The sequence below is a fragment of the Streptomyces sparsogenes subsp. cuspidosporus genome (assembly GCF_039532705.1).
Lineage (GTDB): Bacteria > Actinomycetota > Actinomycetes > Streptomycetales > Streptomycetaceae > Streptomyces > Streptomyces sparsogenes.
Genome location: NZ_BAAASD010000013.1, coordinates 183480 through 205759 on the forward strand (window position 1 = coordinate 183480; position 22280 = coordinate 205759).

The following is a 22280-nucleotide window of genomic DNA, read 5'->3' on the forward strand; positions in this document are numbered from 1 at the left end:
GTACCCACGCCGTCGTGCAGTCGCGCGCTAGCCGACCGCGGCGAAGCGCTCGTACTCCTCGTCGTCGAGCGGCAGGATGCCCGCGCCGCGCTCGTACTCGAGGCGCGCGGTCTCCAGCAGCCGGCGCCATGAGGTGACCGTGGGACGGCGGCGCAGCAGCGCCCTCCGCTCACGCTCGGTCATTCCACCCCACACGCCGAACTCGACGCGGTTGTCCAGCGCGTCGGCAAGGCACTCGGTGCGCACCGGGCAGCCGGTGCAGACCGCTTTGGCCCTGTTCTGTGCCGCGCCTTGGACAAACAGTTCATCTGGATCAGTCGTGCGGCAGGCGGCCTGCGCACTCCAGTCGGTTACCCAGCCCATGCTGGCGCCGTCCTCTCCCGATTCGGAGCTCCCCCACGGCGACAAACGGCATATTCACCGTCGCCAGTTGAGGACGTTACGGAAGGCGGACAGGGTGCAACACCCCCTGCGGGCCCAATCTTGGATGGCCCGAACGGACTATGGGTACGCGGCAGATCACCCAACGGAGTGAGCTGACGACATCTGTGACTTCCCGCGCGAATAGGGGCAGTTCACCCACTCCAGAAGCCGCACGACGGGACACAAGATCGCAAATGGGGCAGGTCTCATCACTCACTCGAGTGAGAGGGGGATGGTGCTCGACATGAGGCTCGACATGGTGCTCGACCGCACCGGAGTGACTGGCGTGAAACAGCGTATGCGAACAGGTGGTCCCCTGTCCGGCGATTCGACACGTAGGCTGCCTCCATGGGTAACAAGCGTTCGGGCGGCGGCCTGTCCTCCGCTCAACAGGCCGCGAAGTTCCTCGGCGTCAGCGTGCTCGCCGGAGCCGTGCTGGCCGGGCTCGCGCTGCCCGCCGTCGGCGCGATCGGACTCGCGGCCAAGGGGACCGTCGAGCAGTTCGACGAGATTCCGGCCAATCTGAAGAGGCCGCCGCTCAGCGAGCGGACCACCATCCTGGACGCCAATGGCGGCGAGATCGCGAAGGTCTACTCCCGCGACCGCACCATCGTGAAGCTCAAGGACATCTCCCCGTACATGCGCAAGGCGATCGTCGCGATCGAGGACGCGCGCTTCTACGAGCACGGGGCGATCGACCTCAAGGGCGTGCTGCGCGCGCTCAACGAGAACGCCCAGGACGGCGGCGTGTCCCAGGGCGCCTCCACCCTCACCCAGCAGTACGTGAAGAACGTCTTCGTGGAAGAGGCGGGCAACAACGAGAAGGCGGTCGCCAAGGCCCAGAAGCAGTCCATAGGCCGCAAGATCAAGGAGCTGAAGTACGCGATCCAGGTCGAGAAGGAGCTGGGCAAGAAGCTGATCCTGCAGAACTACCTGAACATCACCTTCTTCGGCCAGCAGGCCTACGGCATCGAGGCCGCCTCCCAGCGCTACTTCAGCAAGCACGCCAAGGACCTGAAGCTGGAGGAGGCGGCCCTGCTGGCCGGCCTCGTCCAGTCGCCCAGCCGCTACGACCCGGTCAACGCCCCACAGGTGGCCAAGGCCCGCCGCGACACCGTGCTGCAGCGCATGGCCGAGGTGAAGGACATCACCCAGGCCCAGGCCGACGCGGCGAAGAAGAAGCCCCTCGGGCTCAAGGTCAGCTCGCCCAAGAACGGCTGCATCACGGCCGTCGACGGCGCCGGGTTCTTCTGCGACTACGTCCGCGCGGTCTTCCTCAACGACCCGGTCTTCGGCAAGACGCGCGAAGAGCGCTCCCAGCGCTGGGACCGCGGCGGCCTGACGATCCGTACGACGCTTGACCCCAAGGCCCAGAAGTCGGTCCAGAACTCGATCAAGGCCCACGTCTACCAGGACGACCCGGTCGCCACCGCCGTCACCCTCGTCGAGCCCGGCACCGGCAAGGTGGTGGCCATGGGCCAGTCGAAGCCGTACGGCTTCGGGACCAACGAGCTGACGATCAACCTGTCCGCGGACAAGGCCATGGGCGGCTCCAACTACGGCTTCCAGGTCGGCTCGACGTTCAAGCCGATCACCGCCGCGGCCGCCCTCGAGCAGGGCAAGAAGCCGTACCAGCGCTACTCGTCCCCGTACAAGATGGACTACCCGAGCCCGGTCTCCACCTGCAACGGCTCCTGGTCCAACAGCGAGGGCTCGACCGTCGAGAACGAGGACATCTCCGAAAAGGGCCCGTACGGCATGAAGGAGGCGCTCGCCAAGTCGATCAACACCTACTTCGTGCAGCTCATCAGCGACATAGGCGTCTGCCCCGTCACCGAGATGGCCGCCAAGATGGGCATGCAGCGCGCGGACGGCCAGAAGCTCAACCAGGTGCCTTCGCTGACCCTCGGCAGCGAGGGCTTCTCCCCGCTGACGATGGCGGGCGCATACGCGACCTTCGCCAACCGCGGTGTCTACTGCACCCCGGTCTTCATCGAGTCGATCACCGGCCCGGGCGGCAAGGACCTGGAGGTCCCCAAGTCCTCGTGCACCCGCGCCATGTCGGAGAAGACCGCCGACACCATGAACACCCTGCTGCGCGGCGTGGTCGAGGACGGCACCGGCAAGAAGGCGGGCCTGGACAACCGCCCGAGCGCCGGTAAGACCGGTACGACGGACGAGCGCAAGGCCGCCTGGTTCGTCGGCTACACCCCGAACCTCGCCGGCGCGGTGTGGGTCGGCGGCTCCGGCTCCAAGGGCGTCGAGATGGAGAACATCCGGATCGGCGGCGTCTTCCACGACAAGGTCTACGGCGCCGACACCCCCGGCCCCATCTGGAGGGACGCCATGACCGGCGCCCTGGAGGGCAAGCCGGCGGAGGACTTCGTCAATGTGCCGATCAAGGACCCCAGCGCGAAGAAGCCCGGCCGCGACGACAACGGCAACGGCGACAAGCCGGGCGGTGACAACGGCGGGAGCAACGGCGGCGCGGACGACCCGTGGCCGGACATCACCATCCCGCCGGACGTGATCGGCGGGGACGACGGCTTGGTCGGCGGCAACCGAGGCGGAAACGGAAACGGCGGGCACGGAAACGGGAACGGAAACAGCAACGGCTGGAACTTCCCGTAGCGCCTGACCGAGGCCGAGGAGCGGCGCCGGAAGGCGGACCCCCTCCGACGGGAAGCGGAACCGAAGAAGAAGAAGAAGAACGGAAGCGGGCCCGGACGACGCCGTCCGGGCCCGCTTCCTGTCTGTCTCCTCGCCTCAGCCCTCGGCGAGCCGCCGCTTGACCGCCGCGGCCACCCGGCCGCCCTCGGCCCGGCCCGCCACCTTCGGGTTCACGATCTTCATCACCGCGCCCATCGCCCGCGGCCCCTGCGCCCCGCCCGCCGCGGCCTCCCGCACGGCCTCGGCCACCAGCGCGTCCAGCTCCTCGTCCGTGAGCTGCTTGGGCAGATACTCCGCGAGCACCTCGCCCTCGGCCCGCTCCCGCTCGGCCTGCTCCGCACGCCCACCCTGCGCGAACGCGTCGGCCGCCTCGCGGCGCTTCTTCGCCTCCCGCGCGATGATCTTCTCCACCTCGGCATCGGACAGCTCCCGGGCGGCCTCGCCCGCGACCTCTTCCTTCTGGATCGCGGTGAGGGTCAGCCGGAGCGTGGAGGAGCGCAGCTCGTCACGCGTCTTGATCGCTGCGGTGAGATCGCCCTGCAGCCTGGACTTGAGCGTGGTGGTCATGTCGTCGAGTCTGCCAGCCCTCGCCGGGAATCACCCGAAGATTTATCGCCCGGCCACGGTCTGCGACCATGGGGACCATGCGCGCGCGATACGGAGTACCCCTCGGAATCACGGCGGTCGGCGCCGCCGGCCTCGCCTACGCCGCCGGATTCGAAGTCCGGTCCTTTCGCCTCCGACGGGTGACCGTCCCCGTACTGCCACGGGGCATGCGTCCCCTGCGCGTGCTCCAGGTCTCCGACATCCACATGGTCAGCGGCCAGCGCAAGAAGCAGCGCTGGCTCCAGTCCCTCGCCGGCCTCCGCCCCGACTTCGTCATCAACACCGGCGACAACCTCTCCGACCCGGAGGGCGTCCCCGAGGTGCTGGACGCGCTCGGCCCCCTCATGGAGTTCCCCGGCGCGTACGTCTTCGGCTCGAACGACTACTACGGCCCCAGGCTGCGCAACCCCGCCCGCTACCTGATGGAGAAGGCCAGCGGCAAGCACGGCCTCAACGGCAATCCCCCCGTCGTCGGCGCGATCCACAACCCGTGGGAAGAGCTCCGCGACGCCTTCGACACGGCCGGCTGGGTCGGCCTGTCCAACACCCGCGGCCGGCTGAAGCTGGACGACGTGGAGATCGCCCTGACCGGCCTGGACGACCCCCACATCAAGCGCGACCGCTACGGCCAGGTGGCCGGCGGCCCCGAATCCGGCGCCGACCTCTCCCTGGCCGTCGTCCACGCCCCCTACCTGCGCGTTCTCGACGCCTTCACCGCCGACCGCTACCCCCTGATCCTCGCCGGCCACACCCACGGCGGCCAGCTCTGCATCCCCTTCTACGGCGCCCTCGTCACCAACTGCGACCTGGACGCCCGCCGCGTCAAGGGCCTCTCCACCCACCACGCCGCCGGCCACACCTCCTACCTCCACGTCTCCGCCGGCTGCGGCACCAACCGCTACACCCCGGTCCGCTTCGCCTGCCCCCCCGAGGCCACCCTCCTCACCCTCACCCCACCCACCCCCTGAGCCCCTTCTCCCCCTCCTCCCCCTGCTCTCCACCGCCTCCGCCCGCCGAACGACCGCCGCCCCCGCCCCGACCTGCGAGCCCTCGAAAACCGGATTTCGTGTCTGGCCACGGGTCCGCTAAAGTAGAGCTCGTTGCTTCGGGGTGTAGCGCAGCTTGGCAGCGCGCTTCGTTCGGGACGAAGAGGTCGTGGGTTCAAATCCCGCCACCCCGACACAGGTCAGAGGGCTCGGTGTGCAAGTCGCACCGGGCCCTCTGTCATGATGCGGAAGGTCGGCATCGCGACGGAGTCCGGCTCATCCCACTGGATGGTGGCCCACGGCCCGCGCCGGATCAGTGCCGTCTTCATGCCGACCTTGGCCGCCGGGCGGATGTCGTTGTCCATCCGGTCGCCCACGTAAAGGATCTCCTCGGCCCGGCAGGGGGCCGCGTCCGCCACATGGGAGAAGAACGCCGGATCAGGCTTGGACACGCCCCAGTCGTCGGACGTGGCGATGAAGTCGGCCGGGAGGTCGAGGGAGCGCAGAACGCCCCCGGCCCGCACGGTCTGGTTGCCCGCGACGCCCACCCACAGACCGGCATCCCGCAGCGCGGTCAGCGTCGGACGGACATCGGGTTATAGATCGCTGTTGTCGAAGTGCTCCGGCTGGCCGGCCTGAGCCCGCTTCTCCCGCTCTTCGGACAGATCAAACCCAGGGCGGAAGACCTGGAACGTCTCGCGGTAGTCCCGACCCTGAGCGATCACGGCGCCGAACATTGCTGCGAACGTGTGCCGGGGCACCCCAGCCAATCCGCCCACGTGCCGTACTCGCGCGTCTCGTCTACCAGGCACTCACCGACATCGAACACCACAGCTCGGATCATGGTGAGCAGGGTAGGCCAACCAGGGCCCGCATCGCGGACGCCGCCCAGAGGTCCGCTCCGAGTCGCCACCCCCTGAGCAGACAAACGGAGGAGGCACCACCCCGGGCTCTGTGGGTGGTGCCTCCGGTTCTGTTGCCCACAAAGATCGTGGATCAGCCGATGCAGCCTGCTACCGCCGGGGAACTGCCAGTGCAGTTATTGGGGTTGTTGGCCACTACGGGACTGCTGTTCAAGGTTGTGGTGGAGGCGCTGTTGAAGATGCCACCTGCCGTCGAGCCCGCCTTGTTCGCAATCACCGCGGTGCTGTTGAGGGTGGCGGTGGATCCGGTCAGAGTCGCCAGACCGCCGCCGGACGTGCCCGCCTCGTTCACTTCGACCACGCTGCTGTTGAGAGTGGTGCTCGCGTTGTCGCGGGTCAGCAGGCCGCCGCCGAAGGTGGTCGCCTTGTTGGACAGGAAGAGGGTGCTGCCGATGGTTGCCTGACCACTGCCGCTGAAGTTGGCGAGACCGGCCCCGCGGTTCGCGGAGTTACCGGTGAAGACGTCACCTGAGAGCGTCAGCGACCGGTCGTTGGCCAGTCCGCCGCCATCACCCCCGGCGGTGTTGCCGGAGAAGTAGCTGCTCCTGACCGTCAGCGTGCCGTCGTTGGCCAGTCCACCACCGTTGACGTTCGCCGTGTTGTTGGTGAGGAAACTGGATTGGATCGTGCCGGTGGTACCGGTGTCGAAGCCGAGGCCGCCGGAGAAGTTTCCTGTGTTTCCCGTGACCGTCGCGGCGGTCAGTGTGAGGGATCCGCCGCCGCTGACTCCGATTCCGCCACCGAATCCGCTGGCTGTGTTCTTGCTGATGGTGCTGGCTGTGACGGCGGTGGTGCCGTTGCTGAAGATGCCGCCTCCGTTGTTGGCGGTGTTTCCGGTGATGGTGCTGCCGGCCTGGACGGTCAGCTTGCGCCCGGAGTCGACGAGAATGCCTCCACCGTCGGCACTGGAGTCGAGGTCGCCGTTGCGTACGGTGAGTGTGTTGAGGGTCAGGTTGCCAGCCGGGCCCCCCACCTCGAAGATGCGGAACAGGGGTGAGCCGGTGGCTCGTTCGATGGTTGCGGCGTTGCCGTTGATGGTGACAGCGGCTGTGATCACAGGCAGCCCGTTGCTGTCGTTGTCGACCGAGTTGAGGCTGTAGGTGCAGCCCGGGAACAGGTTGATGGTGCCGCCGCCGCTGTTGGCGGCGTTGATAGCGGCCTTCAGGTCCGTGACCGTGCAGCCGATGACTGCGGCGGACGCCGGGCTGGGCAAGGCCGCGAGGCCGATGGCCAGCCCGATGGCGGAGAGTATTCCGCCTGCTCTGAGTGAGAACTTCACGGGGGGACTCCTTGCTTTGTGGGCAGCCTGGTTGGCCGGCCCTCAGCCCGAGCCGGGCCCCGCCCGTTCAGATGAGGCAGAAGACACGGCGCACAAACGCGGCGGGCGGATCCCAACTCGGCGCAAGACCACGCGGGCGCGTTGTTGTCTCGCTTAGCACGATTGAAGCCATGGGACGCAGAACAACAAAGGCGTGAATAAGTGCAACTTGAGGCGTAAGTAACTAATGCGACAATCTCATGAAGTATCAGTAAAGACGTTTCTCACCCCGGCGCACGCCCCAGCCAGCGTTCAGCGAGTGCTGTACAGCAGCGAAGTACAGCAGCCGCCTCAACCACGGTCGATCGACTCCGGCCCCAGTCGACCGGCTGACCAGCCCAGCAGACCTCAGCGACCGTCCCGCCCGTAGTTCGGGACGAAGAGGTCGTGGGTTCAAATCCCGCCACCCCGACACAGGTCAGAGGGCCACCTACCAGTTTTGGTAGGTGGCCCTCTGCGTTACTACGGTGCAGGCGCCCGCGTCCTCCAACTCCAGCGCCGACGCCAGCCGATGAATCTCAGCATGGCGGGTCGATCGCCTTCCGCGACGGTCAATCGGCCTTGCTCACCGCGGCGTCGAGGAGAGGCCCGAGTTCCCGGGCCGCGGTGGTCAGGGCGCGGACGTTCCGCTCGGCGCGGGCGATGATGATCGCCCCTTCCAGGGTGCTGATCATGAGCGTGGCGAGGGCGGCGGCCCGGTCCTCGGGCACTCCCATGCCTGCCAGGGCCCGGGCCACCGCGCCGGTCCAGTGGCCGAGCGCGGCGGCCGCGGCCTCCCGTGTGGAGTCGGTGGACTCCGCGCAGTCCACCGTGGCGGCGGCCACCGGGCAGCCGCCCGCGAAGCCGGTGGTCCGGTACTCGTCGGTCCACTGGCGCACCATCTCGGCGAACAGCCCACTGGGCGTCGGCTCGGGCAGGGCGGAGAGGAAGCGGGCCACCCGGTTGGCCGCGTACCGGCCCGCCCAGCCCACCGCCTCGTTGACCAATTGCTCCTTGCCGCCCGGGAAGTAGTGCTGGAGCGAGCCGCGCGGTGCGTCCGCGTGTGCGGCGACCTCGCGCATCCCTGTGGCGGCGACCCCCTCGCGCCGGATGAGCTGGGCCGCGCTGAAGACCATCCGCTCGCGCGGCCCGCGCCCGGACGTCTCGTTCGCCGCCATCCCCGACCCCTCTCCAGCCTTTCCCCGCGCTTGCGTGTGTCCAGCCTATGACCGTCGTCATAGGGACGACTACTATGACCGCTGTCATAGTCGGCTCGGACGCATGGCGGTGCATCGTGTACGTGGGATTCGTCGGCCTCGGAGTCATGGGGCGGCCCATGGCGCTCAACCTCGCCCGCGCGGGCACTCCCGTGGTGGTCTGGAACCGCACTCCGGCCACGTGCGAACCCCTGCGGGCCGCGGGAGCCGAGGTCGCGGCGAGTCCCGCCGAGGTCTTCGACCGGGCCGGCACCGTGTTCCTCATGCTGGCCGACGAGACCGCCGTGGACGCGGTCCTGGGACGCGGCACCCCGGACTTCGCCACGCTCGTCGCCGGACACACCGTCGTCCACATGGGAACGACCGCGCCGGAGTACTCGGGCAGCCTGGAGGACGACATCCGGGCGGCCGGCGGCAGATATGTCGAGGCCCCGGTGTCCGGCTCCCGGGTCCCGGCGGAGCAGGGGCAGTTGGTGGCGCTGCTGGCGGGCGACGAGGACGCCGTGGCGGCGGTGCGGCCCCTGCTCGCCCCCATGTGCCGGCAGGCGTTCGACTGCGGGCCCGTACCGGGTGCCCTGTTGCTGAAGTTCTCGGTGAACCTGTTCCTGATCACGCTGGTCACCGGCCTGACCGAGGCGTTCCACTTCGCCGACCGGCACGGGCTGGACCGGCGGCTGTTCCTGGATGTGCTGGACGCAGGGCCGATGGCGAGCGCCGTCTCCCGGATGAAGGCCCCCAAGCTGCTGGCCCGCGATTTCGCGGTGCAGGCGGCGGCGTCGGACGTACTGAAGAACAACCGGCTGATCGCCGAGGCCGCCCGGAAGGCCGGCCTGGCCTCTCCCCTGCTCGACGTCTGCCACACCCTCTTCGACGAGACCGTGACCCGGGGCCACGGCGGCGAGGACATGGTGGCCGTGCTGCGCGCGCTGGAGGCGCGGACCGCCGAGAAAGGAGTTTGAACAGCCCCTTTGGCCCACGGCCTGGGCCTGCGAGCACGATTCCTAGCACTGCTATACATTCGAGCAGTGAACATCTAGCATTGCCGTAGAATCTAGCAACGCTAGATCCCGGGAGGGGACATGCAGGACGTGCTCGCTGTCGTCACGGTCGTGGTGGTCGGGCTGATGGTGGGGGTTGAGCTGGCGGTGGCGGCGTTCGTCAACCCGATCCTCGACCGACTCCCGGAGGACGGCGGCCTGGCGGCCCGCAGCGACGGCGCGCGGGTGCTGGGGCGGGTCATGCCGTTCTGGTACATCGGCTCGATGGTGCTCGGAGCGCTGTGGACCCTCCACGCCTGGGGCGACTCGCGGGTGGCGCTGATCGTCACGGCCACCGCGCTGCTCGTGGTGAGCGTGGTGATGTCGATCCTTCTGCTCGTGCCCATCAACTCGCGGGTCGCCCAGTGGTCGAACGGCGACCTCCCGACCGACTGGCGGGAGCAGCTCCGGCGTTGGGATCGCTTCCACTTCGTTCGCGTGGCGGTCATCGTCAGCGCCTTCGCCCTCTTCACGATCGCCCTCGTGTGACGGTCCGGCCGCGGGGAGGACGGCGCCTCGAGCCGGCTCAGGTGCCGGCGTCGCCGAGCCCCGCGCCCGCGGAGCCCCCCGCGCCGCTCGCCGCCTCCGCCCCGTCCGCCGCCTCCGTCGCCGCCGCGATGCTGAAGAGCCCGCCCTCCGGGTCGCGGAGGGCCGCGATGCGGCCGTACGGGGTGTCGGCCGGGGCGGAGATGATGCCGCCGCCGAGGGCGGCGGCCTGGGCGGCGGCACGGTCGACGTCGTCGACGCAGAAGTAGACGTGCCAGCGGGGGCGGACATTGGGGTCGGGGGCGGCCTCCAGGGCGCCGCCGCGCAGCCCGGCGACGGCCTTGCCGTCGATGTGCAGGACCACCCGGTCGTGCTCGAAGCGGACGTCGCAGCGCTCCTGGCCCTGGGCGTCCCAGCCGAAGACGTGGCCGTAGAAGAGCGCGGCCTCGAACGCGTCGCGGGTGCGCAGCTCCAGCCAGACGGGGGCGCCCGGCCGGCGCTCGCCCCACCAGGCGGAGGAGAGCTCGCCCTCCCAGATGCCGAAGACGGCGCCGTCCGGGTCGGCCGCCCAGGCCACGCGGCCGCTGCCGAACTCCAGCGGGCCGACGGCGACGGTGCCGCCGCGCTCGCGGGCGCGCCAGGCGATGTCGTCGGCGCTGTCGGCCGCGAAGTAGGTGGTCCAGGTGACCGGCAGGATCGCACCCGTCGCGGCGGGGGTGCCCATGCCGACGGTCGGCGCGCCGTCCGGGGTGAACGCGATGGTGTACCGGCCGTGGCCGTGGCGACTGGGCCGGAAGCGCCAGCCGAAGAGGTCTCCGTAGAAACTCTGGGCGCCCTCCAGGTCGGCCGCCATGAGGCTGACCCAGCACGGCGCGCCTTGGACGGCGCGGAATCTCTCCCGCCTCTCCACGGCCGCTCACCTCATTCCGCCTCCGCTTGCGCGGAGCGGTCGTCCTTCCGCGTGCGCGCAGCCTTCACCGTCCCACATGATGCCCGTTAGGTCCACTTTCCTCCGTTTGCCCGGGGTCCGCCACCTCGGACGTACGCCGGGTCGTGCGCCGGAGCGCCCGCTGTGGCGTATCACACCGAGCCGCACTACAGAAGGCATTACGGACACCCGACCAAAGCAAGGCAGTATTGCGCCCATGTCGAATCTCCGCTCAAACATCATGGCCTGGCTGGGGCGCAAGTACTTTTCGCGGCTGCAGAAGAACGGCTTCGACTTGTCCAAGATGTCGTTTCTTCCGGACGCCACGCTCGCCCCGCTGCGGCGCGACGGCCTTGACCCGGTGGCGGAATTGGCCCGCACCAGGGCAAAAGAGCCCATAAGCAGGCTTCCGCTGCCTTTCGGGATAAAAGGATGGCTTGTCACCGGATATGACGAGACCAAGGCCGTGCTGGGCCGGACGAGCGGATTCAGCTCGGATTTCACCAACCTCGCGGAGAAGAACATCGGGATCGCCGCCCAGCAGAATCCAGGAGGCCTCGGCTTCAGCGATCCACCGACGCATACGAGATTGCGACGCCTGCTGACGCCGGAGTTCACCATGCGCCGGCTCAGCAGGCTCACGCCGCGGATCCACTCCATCGTCGAGGAGCGGCTCGACGACATGGCCGCGACGGCCGCGCGCGACGGCTCGGTCGACCTGGTGCAGGCCTTCGCCCTGCCCATCCCCTCCCTGGTCATCTGCGAGCTGCTCGGCGTGCCGTACGAGGACCGCGCCGACTTCCAGCAGCTGAGCATGGCCCGCTTCGACCTGTTCGGCGGGGCGGACGCCTCGTTCGGCGCGATATCCGACTCGCTGTCGTACCTGCTGGACATCGTCAAGAAGCAGCGCGAGACGCCCGGCGACGGGCTGCTGGGCATGCTGGTCAAGGAGCACGGCGACGAGATCGGCGACCAGGAGCTGGCCGGGCTCGCCGACGGGGTGCTCACCGGCGGCTTCGAGACGACCGCCAGCATGCTGGCGCTCGGCACGCTGGTGCTGCTGCGCAGCCCCGAGCGGTTCGCGGAGATCCGCGACAACGACGACGTGGTCGACCGGTTCGTCGAGGAGCTGCTGCGCTACCTCACGGTCGTCCAGGTGGCCTTCCCGCGGTTCGCCAAGGAGGACATGGAGATCGCCGGTACGAAGATATCCAGCGGCGATCTGGTGCTGTGCTCGCTCAGCGGGGCGAACCGCGACGAGCGGCTCGGCCCGGACATGGAACGCTTCGATCCGCACCGGCAGACCTCCTCCCACCTGGCCTTCGGCCACGGCATCCACCGGTGCATCGGCGCCGAGCTGGCCAAGATGGAACTCCGCGCGGCCTATCCCGCGCTGGTGCGGCGGTTCCCGGAGATGCGCCTGGCGGTCGCGCCGGAGCAGCTCTCGTTCCGGAAGCTGTCCATCGTGTACGGCGTGGACGCGCTGCCGGTGACGCTGAAGTAGCCCTGCCGGTCATCCGCCGGGTGCCGGGTGCGTTGGCGAGGATCACGGCATCGGACTCCGGGCGGAATCGGGTTTGATGGGGGGATGAATGACGCACAGACCATGCCCGACTGGGAGAAACGCTTCCGGGCTCCGCGCGTCTCGCTGCCCGACTGGGCCGAGGACGCGCCGGACCGGGCGCTTTTCGTGTCCAACGCGACGGGGACGTACGAGCTGTACGCCTGGGACCGGGCGACCGGGGCGCAGCGCCAGGTGACCGACCGGCCGAACGGCACGACGGACGGGGTGCTCTCGCCGGACGGCCAGTGGATCTGGTGGTTCTCGGACACCGACGGCGACGAGTTCGGGGTGTGGATGCGCCAGCCGTTCGTCCCGGACGACAGTGCCGGGGCCGGGGCCGGGAGGGACCGGCAGGCAGGCGACGAGACGGGCCGGGAGACGAGCCAGGAGACGGACCGGGCGAGCCGCGGCGGGCCGGACGAGCCCGCGACGCCCGGACTCGCCCCCTCGTACCCCGCCGGCCTGGCACTCGGCCGGGACGGCACCGCCGTCGTCGGGCGGTCCACGGACGAGGACGGCTCGACCGTCCACGTCGTACGGCCCGGGGCCGCGCCCCAGGAGATCTACCGCCACCGCGAGTCGGCCGGGGTGGGCGACCTGTCGTACGACGGGACGCTGATCGCGATCGAGCACACCGAGCACGGCGACGCCATGCACTCGGCGATCCGGGTCGTACGGCTGGACGGCACGCCGGTCGCGGAGCTGGACGACACCAAGGGCGGCACCCAGGAGCTGGGCCTGTCCGTCATGGGGTTCGCTCCGGTCGCCGGGGACACCCGGCTGCTGGTCGGGCACCAGCGGCGGGGCCGCTGGGAGCCGATGGTGTGGGACCCGCTGACCGGCGTGGAGACGGCCCTGGCCATCGACCTGCCCGGGGACGTCGGCGCCGACTGGGTGCCGGACGGGACGGCGCTGCTGGTCGAGCACAGCTACCAGGCGCGCAGCGAGCTGTGGCGGTACGACCTCGCCTCCGGCGAGCTGACCCGCCTCGACACCCCCACGGGCACCATCTCGGGGGCGACGGCCCGGCCGGACGGCACGGTGGAGTTCCTGTGGTCCTCGGCGGCCGAGCCGCCGCAGGTGCGCTCGACGAGCGGACGGGTGGTGCTCGACCCGCCGGGGCCGCGGGCGCCCGGGTCGGTGCCGGTCACCGACGTATGGGTGGAGGGGCCCGGCGGACGGGTGCACGCCCTGGTGCACAGGCCCGCGGGCGAGGGCCCCTTCCCGACCGTCTTCGACATCCACGGCGGGCCGACCTGGCACGACAGCGACGCCTTCGCGGCGGGCCCGGCCGCCTGGGTGGACCACGGCTTCGCGGTGGTACGGGTCAACTACCGGGGCTCGACCGGATACGGGCGGGCGTGGACGGACGCGCTCAAGCACCGCGTCGGCCTGATCGAGCTGGAGGACATCGCGGCCGTACGCGAGTGGGCGGTCGAATCGGGGCTCGCCGACCCCGAGCGGCTGGTGCTGGCCGGCGGCTCGTGGGGCGGCTATCTGACGCTGCTGGGGCTCGGCACCCAGCCGGAGGCGTGGGCGGTGGGGCTCGCGGCCGTGCCGGTCGCGGACTACGTCACGGCGTACCACGACGAGATGGAGGCCCTGAAGGCGATGGACCGCACGCTGCTGGGCGGCACGCCGGAAGAGGTCCCCGAGCGCTTCGAGGCGTCCTCACCGCTCACGTACGTGGATGCCGTACGGGCGCCGGTCTACATCTCGGCGGGGGTCAACGATCCGCGCTGCCCCATCCGGCAGATCGACAACTACGTGGAGCGGCTGGCGCGGCGCGGCGCCCCGCACGAGGTGTACCGGTACGACGCGGGGCACGGCTCGCTGGTGGTGGAGGAGCGGATCAAGCAGTTGCGCTTGGAGATCGAGTTCGCTCAGCGTCACCTTCGGCCTCGTCCGGAGCAGTAGCGGTCGGCGCAGCCCCATCCGGAGCAGCCTCGGCCGGCGCAGCCCCGTCCGGAGCGGTAGCGGTCGGCGCGGCTTCGGCCGGGCCGACGGGAGAATCCGACGGGGCGATCCCGAGCGCCAGGTCGCGCGCCGTCTCCACCTCCCGGCGGAACAGCCGGAACCACATGAAGACGACGAAGCCCGCGAAGACGAACCACTCGCCGGTGTAGCCGAGGTTCTGGAACGCCTTGAGGTCGAGCCCCGTGCCGTCCGCGACGGCCGGGGGCACCGGCTTCAGGGCGCCGGGGGCGGAGGCGGAGGTGATCCACGCGTCGTACACCTGGTACGGCACGAGGTTGACCAGCGAGGCGGCGCTGATCATGCCCAGCTGGCCGCGCGGCAGCCCGCCGCGCGCCCGCACACCGTCGCTGTCCTGGTGCTCGGACGCCTGCAGCGCCCCGGTCACGGTCACCTCACCGGCCGGGGGCGCGGGCACCTTGGCGAGGTCGGCCCTGTCGTCGGCGTCGCCGGGGAGCCAGCCCCGTACGACGGGCAGCGCCTTGCCCCCGTCCGTACGCAGCAGCGTCAGCACGTAGAAGCCGTCCCGGTCGCCGAGGCGCCGGTCCGGGACGAGCATTTGGTGCGCGGTGTCGTAGCGCCCGGTCGCGGTGGCCAGCCGACCCGAGGTCTGGTCGGTGACCGGCAGCAGCGTAAGCAGCGGCTCGGCGGTCTCCTTGGCTGCGGCCGAGCGGTCCTGCTGCTTGTTGTGGGTGTCGACGCGCGCCTCGAAGCGGCTGAGCTGCCAGCTGCCCATGAACAGGCAGACCGGGATCGCCAGCACGGCGAAGATGTTGATCACCCACCAGCGGGGCGTCAGCAGGAACCGATACACACCACCACGGTACGGGCCGGGCGCGGCGACGCTGCTGTCGGGGCACGGTTCTCCCCCGGATTCGGGGCGCGAGCCCCCCGGTTCACGGCGCGGGCCTCCCCCGTTCCGCGGCACGGGCCCCCGGTTTCCGGGCGTGGCCCGTACCCGGTTCGCGTCACGGCTCGCCCCGGCCCCCGCCGGCAGGTGCTCGCCGGGGGCCAGGCCGGGCCGGGCTCAGGAGCCGGCCAGGACCCCGGTGCGGTAGATCGTCCCCGCGCAGGCGCCGTTGAGCGTCACACTCGCCGCGACCGGCTCGCCGGCCTCCGGCGTGTAGCTGACCAGGACGCTGCCGGCCGGCTGCTCGCCGTCGCCGCCCGTGCCCGGGCTGTCGCCAGGACCGCCCGAGCTGGGCTCGCCATCCGCCCCGGAGGCCGAGTCCGGTGTGGGGTCGGGGCTCGGCGGCGTGGTGCTGGTGTTGGAGCAGCCGGAGGTGCCGCCGCCCGACTGCGGGATCCACGCGAACCGCACCTCGTACGCCTGGCCGGGCTTCAGGATGAGCTGGCCGGGCGCGGTGGCCGGGTCGGGCAGGCCGCCGGCCTCGTCGCCGGAGGTGTGGTCGACGACGAAGATCCGCGAGCTGTCCGCGCCGCCCTGCGGGCTCGGGCTGACATTGCCGCCGCCCTGGACCGTGCAAGGGGTGTCGGAGATGTTGACCACCCGGAACGAACCGTAGACCCGCCCCTCGGCGTCGGCCGCCCCGGTCGTCCCCGTGGCACTGCCGAGCTGGGCGCGGGTGCAGGTGGGCGAGGTGGCGTTGAGCGTGCTGGAGGGGTCGGGGGCCACGCCGCCCGAGTCGCCGCCCGGCTTCTTGGACGGGTCGGTCTTCTTGTCGTCCTTGCCCGTGTGCCGCTTGTCCTCGCCGCCCTTGCCGGAGGGGCGGGGAGTCTGGGTCTCTCCGCTGCCCTCGCCGTGCTTGTCCTGGTCCGCGCCGGGCGTGCGGTGGCTGCTGCCGGCGATGGCCGGGCGGTCGTCCGAGCCGCCGGTGGTGGCGACGTGGACCAGCGCGGGCAGCGCGGCCCCGCCGAGCACCACCGCCGCCACGGCGCCGACCAGGGCCTGGCGGCGGCGCGTACGGCGGGCGGGGACGGCGCGCCGCAGGTGTTCGAGGGAGTGGGGGGACGGTTCGAGCTCGTCGACGGCGCCGTGCAGGAGTCGGCGCAGGGCGTCCTCGTCCATCACGTCCGGGCCGTGGCCGGAGCCATGGTCCAAGTCGCCGCTGGTCGGGTCGCCGTGGTCCAAGTCGCCGCTGGTCGGGTCGCCGTGGTCCAGGTCGCCGCTGGTCGGGTCGCCGTGGTCCAAGTCGCCGCGGTCCGCGCCCTGTCCGTCCCCCGCCGTGTGGTCCGTGTCCGCGGCCTTGCTGAGCGGCGCCGTGCCGTCCGGCTCGTGAGCGTCCCGCCGGTCGGGGTTCCCCGGGGCCGGCTCGTATGTGTCGTCGTTCATGCCGGAGCCTCCATTGCGACGCGAAGCGCCGCGATGCCACGCGATCCGTACGCCTTGACCGAGCCGAGCGATATGCCGAGCGTCTCGGCGACCTGGGCCTCGGTCATGTCCGCGAAGTAGCGCAGCACGAGGACCTCGCGCTGTCGGCGCTGCAGTCCTCTCATTGCCTTGATCAATTGGTCCCGCTCGAGCTGCTCGTACGCCCCCTCCTCGGCGCTGGCCATGTCGGGCATCGGCTTGGAGAGCAGCTTCAGTCCGAGGATGCGGCGGCGCAGCGCCGAGCGCGAGAGGTTGACGACAGTCTGCCGCAGATAGGCGAGCGTCTTCTCCGGGTCCCGGACCCGGCGCCGCGCCGAGTGCACGCGGATGAACGCCTCCTGCACGACGTCCTCGCAGGACGCGGTGTCGTCGAGGAGCAGGGCGGCGAGACCGAGCAGCGACCGGTAGTGGGCGCGGTAGGTCTCGGTGAGGTGATCGACTGTGGTGCCCGCTGCCATCGCGTCGTCAGTGTCCTCGCGCCCTGTCGGAATCTGCGCGGGGCGCGCGGTCGGCCATGGCGCGATCACCGGCATGCCGCCGGGGATGCGAGGACGCGGGGGCCGCACTGCCGTGCCGCCGCGCCCGGGAACCGTTGCGATGCCGAATACCTCTGCTGCCACGCCAGTTGGACACACTGCTCCCTGTCAGGGTTGTACGCGTGAGACATCGCTTTTGACGATGCGATGAATACCCCCATGCACACCAACCCGTCCCCAATGCCTGATTTGCCCAACGCCCACTGCGGGGCGGCTGAAAAGACGCTCCCCGCCCGCTGCCGGTTGCAGCGAGCGGGGAGGGATTCTCCTAACAGATCTTTGCCCCGGTTTGAGCCCCGTTCAAGTGGTCCAGGCCATTGTTCGGGTCACAGAAACCTCACAGTTGCCCGCGCCGGAAGGCCACCACTCTACGCGGCGGCCGTCAGCTCCGCCGCGACGACCTCCGCGATCTGCGCCGTGTTGAGCGCGGCGCCCTTGCGGAGGTTGTCGCCGCACACGAACAGCTCGAGCGCCTTGGGGTCGTCCAGCGAGCGCCGCACCCGGCCCACCCACGTCGGGTCGGTGCCCACGACATCGGCCGGAGTGGGGAACTCCCCCTCCGCCGGGTTGTCGCACAGCACCACCCCGGGCGCGGCCGCCAGGATCTCGTGCGCCTGGTCCACCGTCACCTCGTTCTCGAACCGCGCGTGCACGGCCAGGGAGTGGGTGGTGATCACGGGCACGCGGACGCAGGTCGCGGTGACCCGCAGCTCCGGCAGCCCCAGGATCTTGCGGGACTCGTTGCGGACCTTGAGCTCCTCCGAGGACCAGCCGTCCTCCTTGAGCGAGCCCGCGAACGGCACCACGTTCAGCGCCATCGGCCCGGGGAACGGCCCGGTGTCGCCGACCGCCCGCCGTACGTCGCCCGGCTGGGTGCCCAGCTCCGTACCGGCGACGAGGGCGAGTTGGGCCCGGAGGGTGTCGATGCCCTCCTTGCCCGCCCCGGAGACCGCCTGGTACGAGGAGACGATCAGCTCCTGGAGCCCGAACTCGGCGTGCAGCGCGCCCATCGCGACGATCATCGAGAGCGTGGTGCAGTTGGGGTTGGCGATGATGCCGCGCGGGCGGACACGGGCCGCGTGCGCGTTGACCTCGGGGACCACCAGCGGCACCTCGGGGTCCATCCGGAAGGCCCCGGAGTTGTCGACGACGACCGCGCCCTTGCTCGCCGCGATCGGCGCCCACTGCGCGGAGACCTCGTCCGGCACGTCGAACATCGCGATGTCGACGCCGTCGAAGGCCTCCTCGCTCAGCGCGATCACCTCGACCTGCTCGCCCCGTACGGCCAGCTTCCGGCCGGCCGAGCGCGGCGAGGCGATCAGCCGGATCTCGCCCCAGATGTCCGCCCGCTCGGACAGGATCGAGAGCATGACGGTGCCGACGGCTCCGGTCGCGCCGACGACGGCGAGCGTCGGCTTCCGGCCACCGGCACCGCCACGGCCGGTCATCGGCCGGTCCCTCCGTAGACGACGGCTTCCACGCTGTCGCTGTCCAGCCCGAAGGCGGTGTGCACGGCCCGGACCGCTTCCTTCACGTCGTCGGCGCGGGTGACGACCGAGATGCGGATCTCGGAGGTCGAGATCAGTTCGATGTTGACCCCGGCGTTGGACAGCGCCTCGAAGAAGGTCGCGGTCACCCCCGGGTTCGTCCGCATGCCGGCGCCGACCAGCGAGATCTTGGCGATCTGGTCGTCGTAGCGGAGCGAGTCGAAGCCGATCAGCGACTGCGCCTTGGACAGCGCACTCATGGCCTTGTGACCATCGGTCTTCGGGAGGGTGAAGGAGATGTCGGTCAGACCGGTCGACGCGGCGGAGACGTTCTGCACCACCATGTCGATGTTGAGCTCGGCGTCCGAGATCGTACGGAAGATGGCGGCGGCCTCACCCGGCTTGTCCGGCACCCCGACGACCGTGATCTTGGCCTCGGAGGTGTCATGGGCCACACCCGAGATGATCGCCTGCTCCATCGGCTGATCCCCTTGTGGTTCGTTGCTGACCCACGTGCCCTTGAGCCCGGAGAAGGACGAGCGGACGTGGATCGGGATGTTGTAACGGCGTGCGTATTCCACACAGCGGTGCAGCAGCACCTTGGAGCCGGAACTGGCCAGTTCCAGCATGTCCTCAAACGAGATCCAGTCAATCTTGCGGGCCTTCTTGACCACCCGCGGGTCGGCGGTGAACACACCGTCGACATCCGTGTAGATCTCGCAGACCTCGGCATCCAGGGCGGCCGCGAGGGCGACGGCGGTGGTGTCGGAGCCACCGCGGCCCAGGGTGGTGATGTCCTTCTTGTCCTGGGACACACCCTGGAAGCCCGCGACGATCGCGATGTTCCCCGCGTCGATCGACTCCCGGATGCGACCGGGCGTGACGTCGATGATTCGCGCCTTGTTGTGGACCGAGTCGGTGATGACACCGGCCTGGCTGCCGGTGAAGGACTGCGCCTCGTGGCCGAGGTTTTTGATCGCCATCGCCAGCAGGGCCATGGAGATCCGCTCTCCCGCGGTCAGCAGCATGTCGAACTCGCGCCCCGACGGAATCGGGGACACCTGCTCGGCGAGATCGATCAGCTCGTCCGTCGTGTCGCCCATCGCGGAAACCACGACGACCACCTGGTGGCCGTTCTTCTTGGCTTCGACGATTCGCTTGGCGACCCGCTTGATGCCCTCGGCATCGGCAACGGAGGAGCCTCCGTACTTCTGCACGACAAGGCCCACGTGCGCTCCTCACGGCTCTCAGTAATGCGGTCGGCTCAGTCTAACGAGTGGCTGGAAAATACCCCGCCTATATCACATTGCGAGACATATGACTCACGCTGCGATCAGACGCAAGGCCGGGTCGCGCCACGGAGCCGCATATCAGCACTTTCCGCATCATTTCCGCTTCCCGTCCCCTCCACCCGCTCAGCGACCAACCCTGCCCGCTCCCGCGCAAAGCATACGGAAACGTAACCCAGGTCACACTCGGGGTCACGGTGCGTGCCCGATGTCGGCGGGCCCCCTGAACTCGACTCCCTGACGCCTGCTTACGACTTCACGGACCGGATGCCGAGAGGGGCCGCGATCTCCGCCGCCATGACCCGCCCCGCCTCCTCGGCGAGCTCCTCGTCACCGTCCGTGTTGCTGTCGGTGTCCAGGCCGTCCAGCTCGTCCAGCGGGCTGTCCAGCCGCACATGGGCGACCAGCGACTGCAGCGCGCGCAGGGCCGCGGAGGCGGTCGTGCCCCAGTTGGACAGGTACGAGAACTGCCACCACCACAGCGCCTCGCTGATCCGGCCGTCGCGGTAGTGGGCCATGCCGTGCCGCAGATCGGTGATGATGTCGGCCAGATCGTCGGAGATCCGGCAGGCGACGGGCTGGCTGCGCGGCACGTACGGGTCGAAGACCTCGGAGTAGACGTCCACCGGGTCGAGCAGCCGGGCGAAGCGCTCGCGCAGCTCGTCGACGTCCGGCTCGGGGCCGACGTCCGGCTCGTACCGCTCGTCGGGGACGAAGTCCTCGTGCGCGCCCAGCCGCCCGCCCGCGAGGAGCAGCTGGGAGAGCTCGAGCAGCAGGAACGGCACGGCGCTGTCCGGCTCGTCGCCCTTCGCCACCTCCGTCACCGCGACGATGAAGCTCTCGATCTGGTCGGAGATCTGGACCGCGAAGTCGTCCGGATCGGGGTGGGCGGCGTGCAGCGTTGCGTCAGACATCGAGAAGTCTTCTCCCTTCGAAGGCACGCCCCAGCGTGACCTCGTCGGCGTACTCCAGGTCTCCCCCGACAGGGAGACCGCTAGCCAGCCGGGTCACCTTCAAACCCATGGGCTTGACCATGCGCGCCAGGTACGTCGCGGTGGCCTCGCCCTCCAGGTTCGGATCGGTGGCCAGGATCAGCTCCGTGACCGTACCGTCCGCGAGCCGTGCCAGCAGCTCCCGGATCCGCAGATCGTCCGGCCCCACGCCCTCGATCGGGCTGATCGCACCGCCGAGCACGTGGTAGCGGCCACGGAACTCACGGGTCCGCTCGATCGCCACGACATCCTTGGGCTCCTCGACCACGCAGATGACGGACGGGTCGCGGCGCGGGTCCTGGCAGACCCGGCACTGCTCGGCCTCGGCGACGTTTCCGCACACGGCGCAGAACCGCACCTTCTCCTTCACCTCGGTCAGCGCGTGCGCGAGGCGGCGGACGTCGGCGGGCTCGGCCTGCAGGATGTGGAAGGCGATGCGCTGCGCGCTCTTGGGACCGACGCCGGGCAGCCTGCCCAATTCGTCGATGAGGTCCTGGACCACGCCTTCGTACACGCCCGCTTCCAATCTCGCGCTGACGCGCGGTGGGTTCTCTTCTTACAGACTTCGGTATAAGGCCCGGGTCAGGGTGCCGGGTCCGGGCTCAGGCCGGGCTCAGGCCGGGCTCGGACCGGGCTCGGACCGGGCTCGGACCGGGCTCGGGCCGGGCTCAGCGGTCCAGCCGGCTCAGCCAACTCAGCAACTCGGCCAACTCGGCAACTCGGCCAACTCGGCAACTCAGCCAACTCGGCAACTCAGCCGGCTGAGCCGGTTCAACCGCTCAGAACGGCAGACCGGGCATCCCGCCGAGGCCCTGGGCGAGCGGCCCGAGCTTCTGCTGCTGCAGCTCCTGCGCGGCGTTGTTCGCGTCACGCACGGCCGCGACGACGAGGTCCGCGAGGGTCTCGGTGTCCTCCGGGTCCACCGCCTTCGGATCGATGACCAGGCCCTGAAGTTCACCGGCGCCGGTCACGGTCGCCTTCACCAGACCGCCGCCCGCCGAGCCTTCGACAGGGGTCCTGGCCAGTTCCTCCTGTGCCGCGGCGAGGTCCTGCTGCATCTTCTGGGCCTGCTGAAGCAGCTGCTGCATGTTGGGCTGGCCACCACCGGGGATCACGAGCTCACTCCTGCGCTGTCGACAGAGTTCTTCTTTCCGATAGCCCGAGCCTACGTGCTCATCGGTCACCCCGCCCTACGCCGTAGGGAGGAGGACGGGCGGGGCTGTGGAACCCGATTCGGCCACCGCGCGGGGCGAGCGACCGTCGTACGGCCGCAGGCCCGCGCCCCCTATTCGTTGGCGATCTCTTCGATGACCGTCGCGCCGAGTTCGCGCACGATCAGGTCGTGGCCGCTGAGCACGCTCTCGTCGAGATCGGGGTCGTCCTCGGCCGGAATGTCGTCCTCCGGCGCGATGGGCGGCGGCTCCGGCTCCCGGTACGCCGACGGCCGCGCGGGCGGACCCGCCGCGTCGGCCGGCGCCCCGGCGGGGGGCGCCCCGGCGGCCCCGGCGGGAGCGGCGGCCGACGCCAAGTCGG

At 70.1% G+C, this 22280-nt stretch carries 19 protein-coding genes, 1 tRNA gene and 2 pseudogenes; 7 read left to right on the top strand and 15 right to left on the bottom strand.

The genetic code is table 11. The annotated features are described in order from the left end of the window. Window positions 1-27: 27 nt before the first annotated feature. Window positions 28-363, bottom strand: coding sequence for a WhiB family transcriptional regulator (locus ABFY07_RS18300; protein ID WP_043487364.1), 336 nt, complete (start codon window positions 361-363; stop codon window positions 28-30). A 408-nt stretch (window positions 364-771) separates the two neighbouring features. On the opposite strand from ABFY07_RS18300, the gene ABFY07_RS18305 reads away from it, so the two are divergent. Next, entirely contained in the window at window positions 772-3054 is a 2283-nt protein-coding gene (locus tag ABFY07_RS18305) for a transglycosylase domain-containing protein (RefSeq protein ID WP_346175511.1), read from the top strand. A gap of 135 nt (window positions 3055-3189) precedes the next feature. Here the strand turns inward: ABFY07_RS18305 and ABFY07_RS18310 are convergent, their stop codons facing one another. Continuing rightward, window positions 3190-3660, bottom strand: a complete 471-nt coding sequence (locus ABFY07_RS18310; RefSeq protein WP_346175512.1) for a GatB/YqeY domain-containing protein — start codon at window positions 3658-3660, stop codon at window positions 3190-3192. Window positions 3661-3737: 77 nt separating this feature from the next. Here ABFY07_RS18310 and ABFY07_RS18315 point away from each other — a divergent pair, with 77 nt between their 5' ends. Both ABFY07_RS18315 and ABFY07_RS18320 read left to right on the top strand, forming a co-directional pair. Further along, complete coding sequence (locus ABFY07_RS18315; RefSeq protein ID WP_174589013.1) at window positions 3738-4667, top strand: metallophosphoesterase; 930 nt, start codon at window positions 3738-3740, stop codon at window positions 4665-4667. Between the two features lie 138 nt (window positions 4668-4805). After that, a tRNA-Pro gene (locus ABFY07_RS18320) sits at window positions 4806-4879 on the top strand. A gap of 6 nt (window positions 4880-4885) precedes the next feature. Here the strand turns inward: ABFY07_RS18320 and ABFY07_RS18325 are convergent. The 3 genes and pseudogenes from ABFY07_RS18325 to ABFY07_RS18335 all read right to left on the bottom strand — a co-directional run bounded on the left by ABFY07_RS18325 (window position 4886) and on the right by ABFY07_RS18335 (window position 8083). After that, a pseudogene (locus ABFY07_RS18325) lies at window positions 4886-5529 on the bottom strand (HAD family hydrolase). A 152-nt stretch (window positions 5530-5681) separates the two neighbouring features. Next, window positions 5682-6887 carry a hypothetical protein gene (locus tag ABFY07_RS18330; RefSeq protein WP_346175513.1) on the bottom strand — a complete coding sequence of 402 codons (1206 nt, stop codon included), beginning with the start codon at window positions 6885-6887 and terminating at the stop codon, window positions 5682-5684. Between the two features lie 590 nt (window positions 6888-7477). Then, on the bottom strand, window positions 7478-8083 hold the full coding sequence (locus ABFY07_RS18335; RefSeq protein WP_346175514.1) for a TetR/AcrR family transcriptional regulator: 606 nt from the start codon (window positions 8081-8083) through the stop codon (window positions 7478-7480). A gap of 116 nt (window positions 8084-8199) precedes the next feature. On the opposite strand from ABFY07_RS18335, the gene ABFY07_RS18340 reads away from it, so the two are divergent. Next, window positions 8200-9081 carry an NAD(P)-dependent oxidoreductase gene (locus ABFY07_RS18340; protein ID WP_346175530.1) on the top strand — a complete coding sequence of 294 codons (882 nt, stop codon included), beginning with the start codon at window positions 8200-8202 and terminating at the stop codon, window positions 9079-9081. A 120-nt stretch (window positions 9082-9201) separates the two neighbouring features. Continuing rightward, window positions 9202-9648 (top strand): anthrone oxygenase family protein, encoded by a 447-nt coding sequence (locus tag ABFY07_RS18345; RefSeq protein ID WP_346175515.1) that lies wholly within the window; start codon window positions 9202-9204, stop codon window positions 9646-9648. Between the two features lie 37 nt (window positions 9649-9685). Here ABFY07_RS18345 and ABFY07_RS18350 read toward each other — a convergent pair whose 3' ends face one another. After that, window positions 9686-10498, bottom strand: a complete 813-nt coding sequence (locus tag ABFY07_RS18350; protein WP_346175531.1) for a VOC family protein — start codon at window positions 10496-10498, stop codon at window positions 9686-9688. Between the two features lie 292 nt (window positions 10499-10790). On the opposite strand from ABFY07_RS18350, the gene ABFY07_RS18355 reads away from it, so the two are divergent. Together ABFY07_RS18355 and ABFY07_RS18360 are read left to right on the top strand one after the other, a co-directional pair. Next, complete coding sequence (locus ABFY07_RS18355; RefSeq protein WP_346175516.1) at window positions 10791-12077, top strand: cytochrome P450; 1287 nt, start codon at window positions 10791-10793, stop codon at window positions 12075-12077. 102 nt (window positions 12078-12179) lie between these two features. Then, on the top strand, window positions 12180-14054 hold the full coding sequence (locus ABFY07_RS18360; protein ID WP_346175532.1) for a S9 family peptidase: 1875 nt from the start codon (window positions 12180-12182) through the stop codon (window positions 14052-14054). Here the strand turns inward: ABFY07_RS18360 and ABFY07_RS18365 are convergent. From ABFY07_RS18365 to ABFY07_RS18405, 9 genes and pseudogenes are all read right to left on the bottom strand, one after another. Further along, on the bottom strand, window positions 13990-14925 hold the full coding sequence (locus tag ABFY07_RS18365) for an SURF1 family protein (protein WP_346175517.1): 936 nt from the start codon (window positions 14923-14925) through the stop codon (window positions 13990-13992). The two genes, ABFY07_RS18360 and ABFY07_RS18365, sit on opposite strands and share 65 nt — an antisense overlap. A 213-nt stretch (window positions 14926-15138) precedes the next feature. Continuing rightward, complete coding sequence (locus ABFY07_RS18370; RefSeq protein ID WP_346175518.1) at window positions 15139-16404, bottom strand: hypothetical protein; 1266 nt, start codon at window positions 16402-16404, stop codon at window positions 15139-15141. Next, window positions 16401-16976: a SigE family RNA polymerase sigma factor gene (locus ABFY07_RS18375; protein ID WP_065961575.1), complete on the bottom strand. Its 576-nt coding sequence runs from the start codon at window positions 16974-16976 to the stop codon at window positions 16401-16403. The genes ABFY07_RS18370 and ABFY07_RS18375 overlap by 4 nt, the downstream gene beginning before the upstream one ends. A gap of 371 nt (window positions 16977-17347) precedes the next feature. Continuing rightward, window positions 17348-18427 (bottom strand): aspartate-semialdehyde dehydrogenase, encoded by a 1080-nt coding sequence (locus tag ABFY07_RS18380; protein WP_346175519.1) that lies wholly within the window; start codon window positions 18425-18427, stop codon window positions 17348-17350. Continuing rightward, a complete protein-coding gene (locus ABFY07_RS18385; protein WP_346175520.1) occupies window positions 18424-19695 on the bottom strand; it encodes an aspartate kinase in 1272 nt (423 codons plus the stop codon). The genes ABFY07_RS18380 and ABFY07_RS18385 overlap by 4 nt, the downstream gene beginning before the upstream one ends. Before the next feature lie 308 nt (window positions 19696-20003). Beyond that, window positions 20004-20669 carry a DUF5063 domain-containing protein gene (locus ABFY07_RS18390; protein WP_346175521.1) on the bottom strand — a complete coding sequence of 222 codons (666 nt, stop codon included), beginning with the start codon at window positions 20667-20669 and terminating at the stop codon, window positions 20004-20006. Further along, window positions 20662-21261: a recombination mediator RecR gene (gene recR, locus ABFY07_RS18395; RefSeq protein WP_346175522.1), complete on the bottom strand. Its 600-nt coding sequence runs from the start codon at window positions 21259-21261 to the stop codon at window positions 20662-20664. The genes ABFY07_RS18390 and recR overlap by 8 nt, the downstream gene beginning before the upstream one ends. A gap of 265 nt (window positions 21262-21526) precedes the next feature. Further along, window positions 21527-21862: a YbaB/EbfC family nucleoid-associated protein gene (locus ABFY07_RS18400; protein ID WP_076970946.1), complete on the bottom strand. Its 336-nt coding sequence runs from the start codon at window positions 21860-21862 to the stop codon at window positions 21527-21529. A gap of 170 nt (window positions 21863-22032) precedes the next feature. Beyond that, a pseudogene (locus ABFY07_RS18405) lies at window positions 22033-22280 on the bottom strand (DNA polymerase III subunit gamma/tau); the annotation flags it as partial.

Bases quoted from the DNA above. Each gene is read 5' to 3' on its own strand.
- ABFY07_RS18300 (WP_043487364.1), bottom strand. From the start codon at position 363: ATGGGCTGGGTAACCGACTGGAGTGCGCAGGCCGCCTGCCGCACGACT.
- ABFY07_RS18305 (WP_346175511.1), top strand. From the start codon at position 772: ATGGGTAACAAGCGTTCGGGCGGCGGCCTGTCCTCCGCTCAACAGGCC.
- ABFY07_RS18310 (WP_346175512.1), bottom strand. From the start codon at position 3,660: ATGACCACCACGCTCAAGTCCAGGCTGCAGGGCGATCTCACCGCAGCG.
- ABFY07_RS18315 (WP_174589013.1), top strand. From the start codon at position 3,738: ATGCGCGCGCGATACGGAGTACCCCTCGGAATCACGGCGGTCGGCGCC.
- ABFY07_RS18335 (WP_346175514.1), bottom strand. From the start codon at position 8,083: ATGGCGGCGAACGAGACGTCCGGGCGCGGGCCGCGCGAGCGGATGGTC.
- ABFY07_RS18345 (WP_346175515.1), top strand. From the start codon at position 9,202: ATGCAGGACGTGCTCGCTGTCGTCACGGTCGTGGTGGTCGGGCTGATG.
- ABFY07_RS18350 (WP_346175531.1), bottom strand. From the start codon at position 10,498: ATGGCGGCCGACCTGGAGGGCGCCCAGAGTTTCTACGGAGACCTCTTC.
- ABFY07_RS18355 (WP_346175516.1), top strand. From the start codon at position 10,791: ATGTCGAATCTCCGCTCAAACATCATGGCCTGGCTGGGGCGCAAGTAC.
- ABFY07_RS18360 (WP_346175532.1), top strand. From the start codon at position 12,180: ATGCCCGACTGGGAGAAACGCTTCCGGGCTCCGCGCGTCTCGCTGCCC.
- ABFY07_RS18370 (WP_346175518.1), bottom strand. From the start codon at position 16,404: ATGAACGACGACACATACGAGCCGGCCCCGGGGAACCCCGACCGGCGG.
- ABFY07_RS18375 (WP_065961575.1), bottom strand. From the start codon at position 16,976: ATGCCGGTGATCGCGCCATGGCCGACCGCGCGCCCCGCGCAGATTCCG.
- ABFY07_RS18380 (WP_346175519.1), bottom strand. From the start codon at position 18,427: ATGACCGGCCGTGGCGGTGCCGGTGGCCGGAAGCCGACGCTCGCCGTC.
- ABFY07_RS18390 (WP_346175521.1), bottom strand. From the start codon at position 20,669: ATGTCTGACGCAACGCTGCACGCCGCCCACCCCGATCCGGACGACTTC.